The organism is Micromonospora cathayae (assembly GCF_028993575.1).
GTDB classification, from domain to species: Bacteria; Actinomycetota; Actinomycetes; order Mycobacteriales; family Micromonosporaceae; genus Micromonospora; species Micromonospora cathayae.
Genome location: NZ_CP118615.1, coordinates 1,866,641 through 1,879,743, shown reverse-complemented (window position 1 = coordinate 1,879,743; position 13,103 = coordinate 1,866,641). Strand labels below are relative to the sequence as shown.

The following is a 13,103-nucleotide window of genomic DNA, read 5'->3' as shown; positions in this document are numbered from 1 at the left end:
ACGGCTCACAGCTCCTTGAGTACGGCGGGTTCGAGGCGGTGGAACGTCACCCAGCCGACCACGCACACCAGCAGGCTGCCGGCGACCGTGGTGACCAGCAGCCGGGTGTCCGGGAACTCGTCCGGGTACCAGGCGGCGTGGTGCAGCTGCATGATGCCGACCAGCGGGTTCAGCAGGTAGAGGGTCTTCGCCCAGCCGGGGATCGCGGAGTCCTGTACCAGGCTCAACGGGTAGATGATCGGCGTGGCGTAGAAGAACACCCGGATGGCCAGCCGCAGCAGCCGCTCGACGTCGCGCATCAGCACGTTCAGCGCGGAGAGCAGCAACGCCACCCCGACCAGCAGCACCCCCTGCACCAGCAGGGCCAGCGGCAGGGCGAGCAGCGAGATCCCCGGTTCGATCCGTCCGCGTACCGCGTAGAACGCCGCGACGCCGACCAGGATGGGCAGCCCGGCGAGGTACTCGGCGAAGCGGCCGGCGACCCGACCGACCGGGAAGATCTCCCGGGGCACGTTCAGTACGGTGATCAGCCGGGCCTGGCCGGTCAGCGCGCCGCTCGCCTCGCTGATCGCCGAGCTGGCCCACTGCCAGGCGAAGATCCCGGAGATCAGGAACAGCGGGTACGACCCGGCCGCCTCGCCGAGGTGCCGGTCGGTGTCCCGGGCGTAGAGCACCCCGAAGACGAACCAGTAGATCGCGCCCATGCCGAGCGGTTCGATCAGCGACCAGAGGTAGCCCAGCACCGACTGCTGGTACTTGACCGCCAGGTCCCGCCGGACCAGGATGCGCAGCGCGTTACGGTGCGACCACAGGGCCGCGACTCCGGTCGCCACCGTCGCCTCCCGACCCGGCCCGGCCCACCGCCGGGGCCGTCCCGCGGGTGGCCCGGCGCGAGCCGCCGGTTCCGGTGCTCAGTGGCCCGGACTCAGCACTCGATCACGTTGACCGCGAGCCCCCCGCGTGCCGTCTCCTTGTACTTGACCTTCATGTCGGCGCCGGTCTCCCGCATCGTCTTGATCACCTTGTCCAGGGAGACCGCGTGCACGCCGTCGCCGCGCAGCGCGAGCCGGGCGGCCGTGATCGCCTTGATGCTAGCCACCGCGTTCCGTTCGATGCAGGGGATCTGCACCAGACCCCCGACCGGGTCACAGGTCAGCCCCAGGTTGTGCTCCATGCCGATCTCGGCGGCGTTCTCCACCTGGGCCGGGGTGCCGCCGAGCGCCTCGGCCAGCCCGGCCGCCGCCATCGAACACGCCGAGCCGACCTCGCCCTGGCAGCCGACCTCCGCGCCGGAGATCGACGCGTTCTCCTTGAACAGCACACCGATCGCGCCGGCCGCCAGCAGGAACCGGACCACGCCCGCCTCGTCGGCGTCCGGCACGAACCGGGTGTAGTAGTGCAGCACGGCCGGGATGATCCCGGCGGCCCCGTTGGTCGGGGCGGTGACCACCCGGCCGCCGGCCGCGTTCTCCTCGTTGACCGCCAGAGCGAACAGGGTCACCCAGTCCATCACCCGCAGCGGGTCGGTGCTGCCGGTGTCCGCCTCCAGCGCGCGCCGCAGTTCGGCCGCGCGCCGCCGCACCTTCAGCCCGCCCGGCAGTACGCCGTCCCGGGCGCAGCCCTGCTCGACGCACTCCCGCATCACCCGCCAGATGTCCAGCAGCCCGGCCCGGACCTCCGCCTCGCTCCGCCAGGACAGCTCGTTGGCGAGCATCACCTCGCTGATCGACAGCCCGGTGGCGGTGGTCACCTCCAGCAGTTCGACGCCGGTGGAGAACGGGTACCGGACCGGGGTGTCGTCCGGCTTGATCCGGTCCGCGCCGGCCGCCGCCTCGTCCACCACGAACCCGCCGCCGACCGAGTAGTAGGTGCGGGTCCGCAGTTCGGTGCCGTCGGCGTCGTACGCGGCGAAGGTCATCCCGTTCGGGTGGTACGGCAGCGAGCGACGCCGGTGCAGCACCAGGTCCCGGTCCGGGTCGAAGTCGATCTCGTGCGTGTCGAGCAGGGAGAGCCGACGGTCGGCCCGGATCCGGGCGACCCGGGGTCCGACGCCGTCGGTGTCGACCGTCTCCGGGGCCTCGCCGGCCAGGCCGAGCAGCACCGCCCGGTCGCTGCCGTGCCCGTGCCCGGTCGCGCCGAGCGAGCCGAACAGTTCGGCGCGTACCTGCGCGGTGGCGGCGAGCAGCCCGTCGGCCTTGAGCCCGCCGACGAAGGTACGCGCGGCGCGCATCGGCCCGACCGTGTGCGAGCTGGACGGCCCGATGCCCACGCTGAAGAGATCGAAAACGCTGATCATGTCCGCACTTCCTCGCCCGCCCCCGGCCGGTGGGCGCAGTGGTCGCCGCCCGGGAGGGTGGGCGGAGTGGTCGCCCGCCCCCGGGGGTGTGGGCGGGCGTCGGGGCGAGCCTACCTGTGCTGGTCAGGGGACGCGTCGGTCACGGCCGGCCCGGGTAAGCACCTACGGGTACGGCGGTGGTCGATCCGACTTCCGACCGAGGGCGAGGTGGCACGACCGACCTACCGTGGATAACAGAGGCGGCCAAAGCGCCGCAGAGTGGGAGTACACGACGATGAGTGGCAAACTGGTCCGGCCCCGTCAGGGGCGCATGCTCGCCGGCGTCTGCGCCGGCCTGGCGCAGCGGTTCGGCCGGTCCCCCGGTTTCGTCCGGCTGCTGTTCCTGCTGTCCCTGCTGCTGCCCGGTACCCAGGTGATCGTCTACCTGGTGCTCTGGATCCTGATGCCCAACGAGGACCGGTACGCCGTCCGCTACTGACCCGCCCACCCCACGACGACGCCCGCCCCGGCCACGTCCGGGGCGGGCGTCCCGCCGTTACGAGGACCCGACCGGTCAGGGCGCGGTGTAGGTGATCGTCACCGTCTGGTAGCCGAGCGAGCGGAGCAGCCCCTCCAGCATCTTTCGGGTGTTCGCCTGGGCCCGGTCGCCCAGGCCGCTGTCCCGGGCCGCGGCGGTGATCTTCTCCTCGGCGAGACGGTAGACCTCCCGCTGCCGGTTGGGGTCGTCGGCGAAGACGTCACCGAGCCGGTTGAGCAGGCCGCGCTTCTCGGCGAAGACGTAGCTGGACTCGATGTCCAGGTTGGTCTCGCCGAGCTGCGGCGCGGGCAGGGTGATCTCGACCGACTTACCGTCGGCGGACGGCTTCACCGCCCCCTCGGAGATCTTCGAGAAGTCGACGTACGCCTCGACGGTGCCCGCCCCGACGAAGAGGGTGCGCTCGTCGAGGAGGAAGTCCGGCACGTACTTGCGGTCGGTCTGGAGATCCACCACCACCTGGAAGTTGCCCTCGGCGGCCACGTAGCGGCTGAGGTCCTGGATCGACTTGAGCAGCGGCGGCTGGCTGCGGTCGGTGGTCTCCTCGGCGAACGGGTTGCGCCAGCTCGGCCAGAGACCGGCCACCTGGGTGCCGAGCAGCACCACCACGACCAGCGCGGCGGCACCGAGCACCAGCAGCAGCCCGCGCGCCGGACCACCACGACCGGTCCGGTCGGGCCGGTCGGGCTGGTCGGTACGGCCCGGCGGCTGGTCGCTGCGGCCCGCTGACTGGTCGGCCGGGGTCGAGCCGGCCGGAAGCCCCGGGAACTCACGCGTGGGCTGGTTGACATCGCCGTTGCGAGACATCGCCCTCACCGTCCTCAGTCGTCACATCACTGCCTGACGATGACGGTACGGCCCCGGTACGACACGCGCCCGTCGAGCCGGACTCACGTCCGGAACGTCAGGCGTGCCCCGGCACGGAGCCGGGACCACTGCCGGCTCAGGTGAACGCGGAGATCCCGGTCAGCTTCTGGCCGATCACCAACTGGTGGATCTCCGAGGTGCCCTCGTACGTCAGCACGCTCTCCAGGTTGTCGCCGTGCCGCATCACCGGGTACTCCCCGGAGACGCCGTTCGCGCCGAGGATCGTCCGGCACTGCCGGGCGATGGCGAGGGCCTCCCGGACGTTGTTCAGCTTGCCGACGCTGACCTGCTCCGGGCGGAGCTTCCCGGCATCGGCCAGCCGGCCCAGGTGCAGGGCGAGCAGGAAGCCCTTCTGCCACTCCACCGCCATGTCGGCGAGCTTGGCCTGGGTGAGCTGGAAACCGGCGAGCGGGCGGCCGAACTGGGTGCGGGTGCCCGCGTACGTCAGGGTGGTCTCCAGGCAGTCGCGGGCCGCGCCGAGGGAGCCCCAGACGATGCCGTGCCGGGCCTCGGTGAGGCAGCTCAGCGGGGCCCGCAGCCCGGCCGCCTCCGGCAGCAGGGCGTCCGCCGGCAGCCGCACGTCGTCGAGGGCGATCTCCCCGGTGACGGACGCGCGCAGCGACATCTTCCGGCGGATCTCGCGGGTGGTCACCCCCGGGGTGTCCATCGGTACGGCGAACCCGCGCACCCCGTCGGCGGTACGCGCCCAGATCACCCCGACGTCGGCGACCGGCGCGTTGGTGATCCACATCTTGCCGCCGTGCAGCAGCCAGTCGTCGCCGTCGCGGCGGGCCCGGGTGGTCATCGACGCCGGGTCGGAGCCGTGGTCCGGCTCGGTCAGCCCGAAACAGCCGATCAGCTCACCGGCCGCCATGCCGGGCAGCCAGCGCCGCTTCTGTTCCTCGCTGCCGTACCGCCAGATCGCGTACATGGCCAGCGAGCCCTGCACCGAGACCAGGGACCGCACCCCCGAGTCGCCGGCCTCCAGTTCCAGGCAGGCCAGGCCGTACGCCACGGCCGAGGAGCCGGCGCAGCCGTACCCGGTCAGGTGCATGCCGAGCAGGCCGAGCCGGCCGAACTCGCGGGCCAGCTCGCGGACCGGTGTCTCGCCCCGCTCGTACCACTCGGCGACGTACGGGCGGACCCGGTCGTCGACCACCCGGCGCACGACGGCGCGGATCTGCCGTTCCTCCTCGTCGAGCGAGGAGTCCAGGTCGAGCAGGTCGATGGTGGGCGCGCTCATGTCGCTCACCTTAACGACTCCTCAGTCTGCGCTCAGTCCGGCTGGCCGGCGAGCACCAGTACCCGGGCGTGGATCTGGTTGCGCTGCTGGAGGGCGGCGCGCAGCGCCCGGTGCAGCCCGTCCTCCAGGTAGAGCCCGCCGTTCCACTGCACCACGTGCGGGAAGAGGTCCCCGTAGAAGGTGGAGTCCTCGGCGAGGAGCTTGTCCAGCGCCAACTCCCGCTTGGTGGTGATGAGCTGGTCGAGACGGAGCGGACGCGGCGGGATCTCGGCCCACTGCTTGAGCGTGAGGTTGTGCTCCGGATAGGGACGCCCGTCCCGGACCGCTCTGAAGATCACGACGGCACGCTCCCCTCCCCTGCGCCGAGCCGGCCGGCACCCGCCAGCCGAGGGCCGCGGCGTGACACCGCGACCCAGCGGTATTCGATGACCTTGTCAGCCTAGCGGCCCACGTCACTTCGCATTTTGCTCCCTCATGTCAGTTTCGCTACTCGGCCGCCACGGCGGTATCCGGACCGGCGGCGGCACCACCGCCCGGCCGGGCGGCATCACTGCCCGGCCCGGCGGCGGCACTGCCCGGCCCGGGGCCGGCGTCAACGGCGGCGGGGTCCGCGTCCGGGCGGCCCCACCGGCCGCGGTGCACCACCTCGTCCACCGGCCGGCGGCCCCGCTTCAGCGACGGCGACCGCAGGTCGGGAGCCCGGTAACCGATGGTGAGCGCGCCGACCGGGGTGAACTCCGCCGGCACGTCGAACGCCGCCCGGAACGCGTCCGTACGCTCCGGCGGGATCCCGAAGAAGCACGCCCCGAGCCCCTCGTCCACCACCGTGAGCAGCATCAGCAACGCCGCGAACCCGGTGTCGACGTGCCAGTACGGCACCGGCCAGCGGGCCTCGTCGCGGTCCGTCCAGCCCTTGTCCGGCTCGGCGTACCGGTCCAGGTAGGCCGAGCGGTTGGCGTGCGGCACCACGATCAGCGGGGCCCGCCGCATCCCGTCCAGCCAGCGGTTCCGGCCGCCCCGGTCCGGGGTGGTCGCCGCCCAGAACCGGTCCCGGTCGGCCGGGTCGTCCAGCACCAGGAAGCCCCAGCCCTGGCTGAACCCGGCCGACGGGGCGCGGACCGCGTGGTCCAGCAGCCGGTCGACCACCTCGGGGGGTACCGGTCGGTCCGGGTCGTAGTTACGCACCATCCGCCGCCGCCGGACGACCTCCCTGAACTCCATGCCTGTCCCCCGCTCAGACGCCCGGCCGGATGCCCCAGGTGCCCCGCCAGGTCTCGCCCGGGGCCAGGGTGATCAGGTCCCGGCCGGAGCGGAACGCGTCCGGCGGGCAGGTCATCGGCTCGACCGCCACCGAACGGCGGTGCCGTTCACCGGTCAGCGCGTCCCCGGTGAAGACCTGCCACCAGCCGAACCCGGGGTCCGCCCAGAGCCGCACCCCGGCCGAGTCGTCCGGCGCGGTCAGGGTGACCGCCGAGCCGCCGTCGGCGTCCCGGATCACCCCGCCGAAGGTGTTGTCCAGCACCGCGTCCCCGATCGGGCGCGGCGTGGTCCAGTCGTACTTCGTACCGGCCACCGGGGTCGCGCCGATCGGCAGCAGCCGGCCGTCGACCACCAGCCGGGTCCGGCCCGGCACCCGCATGACCAGGTCATCGACGGGCACGCCGGGGAGTTGCAGGTACGGGTGGACGGAGAAGCCGAACGGGGCCTCCCCGGCCGACTCGTTCACCACCTCGTGCTCGGCGCGCAGCCCGTCCGCCCCGACGCTCCACCGGGTCCACAGCCGCAGCGCCCACGGGTACGCCGGGATCGGCGGCATCTCGTACTCGACGGTGACGGCGTCGTCGGCCTGCTCGACCAGCCGCCACGGCACCCAGTTGACCAGGCCGTGCAGGGCGACGTGCCGGGCCGGTTCGGTCAGCGGCAGCGCGTACGACCGGCCGCCGAACGAGTACTCGCCGTCGCGGATCCGGTTCGGCCAGGGGGCGAGCACCTGCCCGGTGCCGCCGGGGCAGATCTCGTCGGCGGCGTAGCCGTCGAGGTAGTCGACGCCGTCGTGGCGGTACGTCCGCAGACCACCCCCCACCTCCACGATGACGGCCTCGTGACCGGCGGCGGCAATCGTCCACTGTGCCCCGGAGGGCGAACGCGGCTGGGTGGTCTCCATTCCGGCGACCCTAGTGCCTCCGTCCCGGTTCCCGCCGGACTCCCCTCACGGCCGGTCGCCGGGCGGGACGGCCGGCCGGCGGTACCGGATGAGGGCCGGGAAGCTGACCGCGAGCAGCACCGCCAGCACCGCCGCCGCCAGGCCACCACCGACCCAGGCGACCCCGCTGCCCAGCCCGGCCGCCATCGTCCCGGCCCGCAGGTCACCCAGGCGCGGGCCACCGGCGACCACCACCGTGTTCACCCCCTGGAGCCGGCCGCGCATCCGGTCCGGGGCGTACACCAGCAGCATCGACTGCCGCAGCACCGCGCTGACCAGGTCGGCCGCGCCGGCCACGGCGAGCAGCAGGACGGCCAGCCAGAGGTGGCCGGCGAGCCCGGCCGCCGCGATCGCCAGCCCCCAGCCGACCACCGCGACCACCAGGGCCAGCCCCTGCCGCCGGAGCCGGCCGATCCACCCCGAGGTCAGCCCGCCCAGCAGCGAGCCGACCGCGATGGCGCTGAACAGCCAGCCGACCGCCGCCCCGCCACCGAAGCGTTCCTCGGCGATCTCCGGGAACAGCGCCCGGGGCATGGCGAGGATCATGGCGATCAGGTCGATGCCGAACGACAGCAGCAGCACCGGGGTGGTGGCGAGGTACCGGAACCCGTCGACCACGCTGGCCAGCCCCCGTCGGCGGGGCGCGCCGTCCGGGTCCGGTTCCGGCGGCAGGGCGGGCAGCCCGCGCGCGGCCCAGATCAGCGCGGTGAGCAGGACGGCGTCCGCCGCGTACGCGATCGGCAGGCCGGTGTCGGTGCCCCAGATACCGAAGATCAGCCCGGCGACCATCGGCCCGGCCACCGTGGCGGCGGTGTTGGTGGTGAAGTTCAGCGTGCTGGCCGACGGCACCAGGTCCAGCGGGACCAGCCGGGGCAGCATCGCGCTGCGCGCCGGCGAGGTGACCGCGAACGCGACCGACTGCACCGCGACCAGGGCCAGCAGGAGCACCGGGCTGCGCGCCCCGAGCAGCGCCTGCACCAGCAGCCCGAGGGTGGACGCCCAGAGCAGCAGCGAGCCGGCCAGCAGCACCGAACGGCGGTCCCGGGCGTCCGCGATCACCCCGCCCCACAGCCCGAAGACCAGCAACGGTCCGAACGCGGCCACCCCGATCAGGCCCACCCAGAACGAGTCGCGGGTCAGGGCGAACATCTCCACCGGGACGGCTACCGCCGTAAATTGAAAGCCGAACATCGCCACGCTGTTGCCGGTCCAGAGCCGCCGGTACGCCGGCACCCGCAGCGGACGCAGGTCGATCGCCCAGCGGCGTGGGGTACGCGACCGGGCCGGGTCCAGCTTCGTCACGGCGCGAGCCGCTCGACGACCCAGGGGCCCTCGTCGGTGCGGCGGTACCGGAGCCGGTCGTGCAGCCGGCTGGCCCGCCCCTGCCAGAACTCCACCGTGTCGGGCAGGACCCGCAGCCCACCCCAGTGCGGCGGGGCGGGGATCGGGTCGACGTCGGCGAAGCGTTCCGCTACCGCCCGCTGGTTCTCCTCCAGCGTCGCCCGGTCCGGGATGACCTGCGACTGCGGGCTGGCCCACGCGCCGAGCTGGGAGCCGCGCGGCCGGCTCGCGAAGTACGCCTCGGTCTCGGCCCGGTCCACCGGCACCACCCGCCCGGTGACATTCACCTGGCGCTGCATGGGAAACCACGGGAAGACCAGGCTCGCGTACGGGTTTGCCTGGAGTTGGCGGCCCTTGCGGGAGGTGTGGTTGGTGAAGAACACGAAGCCGTCCGGGTCGTACCCCTTGAGCAGCACGATCCGGCCGCTCGGCCGGCCGTCGGCGTCGGCGGTGCCGAGCACCATCGCGTTCGGTTCGGGCAGCGGGTACGCGACGGCGTCGGCGAACCAGCGGTCGAACTGGGCGGTCCAGTCGGCCGCCAGATCCGCCGAGGAAAGCCCTTTCTCCTCGGCATACTCGCTGCGCATCGCGGCCGGGACCACTGTGTCTCCCGTCACGTTCCCCTCCTCGTCGGCTGCCGATACCGTGCCATACGCCGCTGACCAGCAGGTTGTGCCCTGCGTCACGGCGGCATTGCGGATGACCGCCCACCGGGATGTCGTCTGTAGCACAGTGGTTGCGGGTCGCAAACCTGGTTACCCACCAGGCAAGATGTTCCGAACACATCCCTGAGGGTCGCCTAAGGCGCTCGGCCGACCGGCCGGATGAGCCCGGGCGGGCGCACCGAGCAGAGCCAGGAGACGACATGGCTGACTTCAAACCGGGGCTCGAGGGCGTGGTGGCCTTCGAGACCGAGATCGCCGAACCCGACCGCGAGGGTGGGGCGCTGCGCTACCGCGGGGTCGACATCGAGGATCTCATCGGCCAGGTCTCCTTCGGCAACGTGTGGGCGCTGCTGGTCGACGGCCGGTTCGGTCCGGGACTGCCGCCGGCCGAGCCGTTCCCGGTGCCGGTGCACTCCGGTGACATCCGGGTGGACGTGCAGTCCGCGGTCGCCATGCTCGCCCCGTACTGGGGGCTCAGCCAGCTCCTCGACATCTCCGACGAGCAGGCCCGCGAGGACCTGGCCCGGGTCTCCGTCACCGCGCTCTCCTTCGTCGCCCAGTCCGCCCGGGGTCTCGGCCTGCCGGCCGTGCCGCAGAAGGAGATCGACAAGGCGTCCACCATCGTCGAGCGGTTCATGAAGCGCTGGCGCGGCGAGCCCGACCCCCGGCACGTCAAGGCCGTCGACGCGTACTTCATCTCCGCCGCCGAGCACGGCATGAACGCCTCCACCTTCACCACCCGGATCGTCGCCTCCACCGGGGCCGACGCGGCGGCCTGCATCTCCTCCGGCATCGGCGCGCTCTCCGGCCCGCTGCACGGCGGCGCCCCGTCCCGGGTGCTGACCATGCTGGAGGCGGTCGAGCGCAGCGGCGACGCCGAGGGGTACGTCAAGGGCGTCCTCGACCGTGGCGAGCGGCTGATGGGCTTCGGGCACCGGGTCTACCGGGCCGAGGACCCCCGCGCCCGGGTGCTCCGGCGTACCGCCCGTGAGCTGGGCGCGCCCCGCTTCGAGGTGGCCGAGGCGCTGGAGAAGGCCGCGCTGGCCGAGCTCCAGGCCCGCCGCCCGGACCGGGTGCTCGCCACCAACGTCGAGTTCTGGTCGGCCGTGGTGCTCGACTTCGCCGAGGTGCCGGCGCACATGTTCACCTCCATGTTCACCTGCGCCCGGATGGGCGGCTGGAGCGCGCACATCCTGGAGCAGAAGCGGCTCCAGCGCCTGGTCCGGCCGTCCGCCCGGTACGTCGGCCACGGGCCGCGCAAGCCGCAGGACGTGGACGGCTGGAACGCCATCCCGCACGGCGTCTGATCCACCCGAGGAAGGCTCCCCGCCGGTGTCCGGCAGGGGGCCTTCCTGCGTCCGGGGCCCTTTCCGACGTCGGAGTGTGGTCAGCGCCTCACCGCTCCCCGAGCGGCCGACGGCGTTCCACCGCCGCCCGGATGGAAGGATGGGGGCCTCGGCAGCGTCGCCGGACGTACCGCACCGCACCCGGTCAAGTGGCCCACAGAAGGAAGCCTGATCACCGTGGCTGATGTTTCGACCATCCGGATTCCCGACGAGATCAAGCCCGCCGACGGCCGGTTCGGCTGCGGGCCGTCCAAGGTCCGTCCGGCGGCCGTGTCCGCGCTCGCCGACGTCGCGACCAGCTACCTCGGCACCTCGCACCGGCAGAAGACCGTCCGCGACCAGGTCGCCCGGCTGCGGCGGGGCCTCGCCGAGTTCTTCTCCCTCCCCGAGGGGTACGAGGTCGTGATCGGCAACGGCGGCACCACCGCGTTCTGGGAGGTCGCCACCTTCGGTCTGGTCCGGGACCGGGCCCAGTTCGCCAGCTTCGGCGAGTTCGGCGCGAAGTTCGCCAAGTCGGTCAAGGACGCGCCGTTCCTCGGTGAGCCGACCGTCCGCAAGTCCGACCCGGGCAGCGCGCCGTCGCTGGTCGCCGAGGCCGGGGTGGACGTCTACGCCACCCCGCACAACGAGACCTCCACCGGTGTGGCGGTGCCGATCTCCCGGGTGGCCGACGCCGACCCGGGGTCGCTGCTGCTGGTCGACGCCACCTCCGGCGCGGGCGGGCTGGACGTCAACGTCGGCGAGACCGACGTCTACTACTTCGCCCCGCAGAAGTGCTTCGGTTCCGACGGCGGGCTCTGGATCGCGCTGATGTCGCCGGCCGCCCTGGAGCGGGCCACCGCGATCAAGGCGTCCGGCCGGTACATTCCGGCCTTCCTCGACCTGGTCACCGCGATCGACAACTCGCGGCTGGAGCAGACCTACAACACCCCGGCGCTGGCGACCATCTTCCTGGCCGCCGAGCAGACCGACTGGATGAACAGCCAGGGCGGGCTGTCCTGGGCGGCCAAGCGCACCGCCGAGAGCGCCGGGGCCGTGTACGGCTGGGCCGAGCGGTCCGCCGTGGCGACCCCGTTCGTCACCGACCCGGCGCTGCGCTCCAACGTGGTCGCCACCATCGACTTCGCCGACGGGGTGGACGCCTCGGCGATCGCGAAGGCGCTGCGGGCCAACGGCATCGTGGACACCGAGCCGTACCGCAAGCTCGGCCGCAACCAGCTCCGGGTGGCGCTCTTCCCGGCCGTGGAGCCGGCCGACGTGGAGGCGCTGACCGCCTCGATCGACTACGTCGTCGAGCGGCTCTGACCGTTATGGTGGAGGGGCGTCGCCGCCCGGCGGCGTCCCCTCGACTGTGATCCTTGACCTGCTCACCCGCAACTTGCGGGCGTGGCTCCTGACACCGGAGCCCGGATGGGCGTACCGTGTTGACCAGACGCCGGGGTGGCTGACTCGTGGCGTGCGGCCAGCGAAGCGGGACGGAGGCAACGACATGCGCCCAGTACGCTTCGTCGCCCTCTCCGAGGACGGTCAGGCCCTGGTGCTCGCCGACGAGGTCGGGCGACTGCTCGCCCTTCCGATCGACGAGCGCATCGCCACGGTGCTGCACACCGAGCCCGGCGCGCCGCCGCTGGCCGTCGCCACCGAGCGTCCGCCGGACCCGGTCCCGTCGCTCTCCCCCCGGGACATCCAGGCCAAGATCCGCTCCGGTGAGTCCGCTGAGGACGTCGCCCGGATCGCCGGGGTCCCGGTCGACCGGGTGCTGCGGTACGCCGGCCCGGTGCTCCAGGAGCGGGCCATGCTCGCCCAGCACGCCCGGCGGACCCGGCTGAAGGGCGCCGAGAAGCCCACCCCGCTGGCCGAGGTGGTCAACGGCCGGCTGGCCCAGCACGGCATCGACACCGAGAAGATCTCCTGGGACGCGTACCGGCGCGACGACGGCACCTGGCGGATCATCGCCACCTGGCCGTCCGGCAAGGCCACCGCGCAGGCGGTCTGGGATCTCGACAAGACCCGGCAGAACGTCGCCCCGCACGACGACATGGCGCAGTACCTGTGCGCCGAGCGGCCCACCCCGATCCTCGGCCAGGAGCCGCCGCCGGAGCGTGGGCACGCGCTGCCCGGCCCGACCCGCGGCGACTCCAGCCGGGGCGGCCACGGCCTGCCCACCCCGGTCGAGCGCACCCGCCCCGGTCGGGACCCGATCCGCGCCGGCCGGGACGCCCTGCTCGCCTCGCTGGACCGGCCGCTCGGGTCGACGTCCGGCCGGGGCCTGGAGCCGCGTACCCCGGCCGCCGCCCTCGGCGACCAGGAGGCCCCCCGGCAGCGGGCGGTCAGCGGTGGCGCGGCGGCCCTGCTCGGCGGTGGTCAGGGCTCGGCGTTCGACGACGACTCGGACGCGCCGAAGGAAGTGCCGGCCGTCCCGTCGCTGGCGGTGCTCCGGCCCCGGCGCACCGGCGCGCCCGCCGCGGAGGCCGCCACCGACACCACCGGCAAGCCGCGTAAGCGCCTGCCGAGCTGGGACGACGTGCTCTTCGGCTCCGGCCCGGCGGCCCGCGAGTCCTCCTGACCCGCTGTCCATCCTGCCCGCCGGCCCGGTCCGTGGAACCG

General features: G+C 73.2%; 12 protein-coding genes and 1 pseudogene. 4 read left to right on the top strand and 9 right to left on the bottom strand.

Annotated elements, in window-relative coordinates:
* Window positions 1-5: 5 nt before the first annotated feature.
* Together PVK37_RS08785 and PVK37_RS08780 are read right to left on the bottom strand one after the other, a co-directional pair.
* Entirely contained in the window at window positions 6-833 is an 828-nt protein-coding gene (locus PVK37_RS08785) for an ABC transporter permease (protein ID WP_275033300.1), read from the bottom strand.
* A 92-nt stretch (window positions 834-925) separates the two neighbouring features.
* The gene (locus PVK37_RS08780) at window positions 926-2,296 is read right to left on the bottom strand and encodes an L-serine ammonia-lyase (protein ID WP_275033299.1); all 1,371 of its coding nucleotides are present in this window, start codon (window positions 2,294-2,296) and stop codon (window positions 926-928) included.
* Between the two features lie 274 nt (window positions 2,297-2,570).
* Between PVK37_RS08780 and PVK37_RS08775 the strand changes: the two genes are divergently transcribed.
* The gene (locus tag PVK37_RS08775; RefSeq protein ID WP_275033298.1) at window positions 2,571-2,774 is read left to right on the top strand and encodes a PspC domain-containing protein; all 204 of its coding nucleotides are present in this window, start codon (window positions 2,571-2,573) and stop codon (window positions 2,772-2,774) included.
* Window positions 2,775-2,849: 75 nt separating this feature from the next.
* On the opposite strand, the gene PVK37_RS08770 is transcribed toward PVK37_RS08775, so the two are convergent.
* The 7 genes and pseudogenes from PVK37_RS08770 to pdxH all read right to left on the bottom strand — a co-directional run bounded on the left by PVK37_RS08770 (window position 2,850) and on the right by pdxH (window position 9,072).
* On the bottom strand, window positions 2,850-3,638 hold the full coding sequence (locus PVK37_RS08770; RefSeq protein WP_275033297.1) for a DUF4230 domain-containing protein: 789 nt from the start codon (window positions 3,636-3,638) through the stop codon (window positions 2,850-2,852).
* A 136-nt stretch (window positions 3,639-3,774) separates the two neighbouring features.
* Window positions 3,775-4,941, bottom strand: coding sequence for an acyl-CoA dehydrogenase family protein (locus tag PVK37_RS08765; protein WP_275033296.1), 1,167 nt, complete (start codon window positions 4,939-4,941; stop codon window positions 3,775-3,777).
* A gap of 32 nt (window positions 4,942-4,973) precedes the next feature.
* Window positions 4,974-5,279: a type II toxin-antitoxin system VapB family antitoxin gene (locus tag PVK37_RS08760; protein ID WP_275033295.1), complete on the bottom strand. Its 306-nt coding sequence runs from the start codon at window positions 5,277-5,279 to the stop codon at window positions 4,974-4,976.
* A 286-nt stretch (window positions 5,280-5,565) separates the two neighbouring features.
* A pseudogene (locus tag PVK37_RS08755) lies at window positions 5,566-6,162 on the bottom strand (nitroreductase family protein); the annotation flags it as partial.
* Window positions 6,163-6,175: 13 nt separating this feature from the next.
* Window positions 6,176-7,105: an aldose 1-epimerase family protein gene (locus tag PVK37_RS08750; protein WP_275033294.1), complete on the bottom strand. Its 930-nt coding sequence runs from the start codon at window positions 7,103-7,105 to the stop codon at window positions 6,176-6,178.
* A 45-nt stretch (window positions 7,106-7,150) separates the two neighbouring features.
* Complete coding sequence (locus PVK37_RS08745) at window positions 7,151-8,446, bottom strand: MFS transporter (protein ID WP_275033293.1); 1,296 nt, start codon at window positions 8,444-8,446, stop codon at window positions 7,151-7,153.
* Complete coding sequence (pdxH, locus tag PVK37_RS08740) at window positions 8,443-9,072, bottom strand: pyridoxamine 5'-phosphate oxidase (protein WP_275035039.1); 630 nt, start codon at window positions 9,070-9,072, stop codon at window positions 8,443-8,445. Before pdxH ends, PVK37_RS08745 begins: the two co-directional genes overlap by 4 nt.
* A 278-nt stretch (window positions 9,073-9,350) precedes the next feature.
* On the opposite strand from pdxH, the gene PVK37_RS08735 reads away from it, so the two are divergent.
* The 3 genes from PVK37_RS08735 to sepH all read left to right on the top strand — a co-directional run bounded on the left by PVK37_RS08735 (window position 9,351) and on the right by sepH (window position 13,062).
* The gene (locus tag PVK37_RS08735; RefSeq protein ID WP_275033292.1) at window positions 9,351-10,457 is read left to right on the top strand and encodes a citrate synthase 2; all 1,107 of its coding nucleotides are present in this window, start codon (window positions 9,351-9,353) and stop codon (window positions 10,455-10,457) included.
* 216 nt (window positions 10,458-10,673) lie between these two features.
* Window positions 10,674-11,801: a phosphoserine transaminase gene (gene serC, locus PVK37_RS08730; RefSeq protein WP_275033291.1), complete on the top strand. Its 1,128-nt coding sequence runs from the start codon at window positions 10,674-10,676 to the stop codon at window positions 11,799-11,801.
* A gap of 184 nt (window positions 11,802-11,985) precedes the next feature.
* Window positions 11,986-13,062: a septation protein SepH gene (sepH, locus tag PVK37_RS08725; protein ID WP_275033290.1), complete on the top strand. Its 1,077-nt coding sequence runs from the start codon at window positions 11,986-11,988 to the stop codon at window positions 13,060-13,062.
* The last annotated feature ends 41 nt before the right edge of the window (window positions 13,063-13,103 follow it).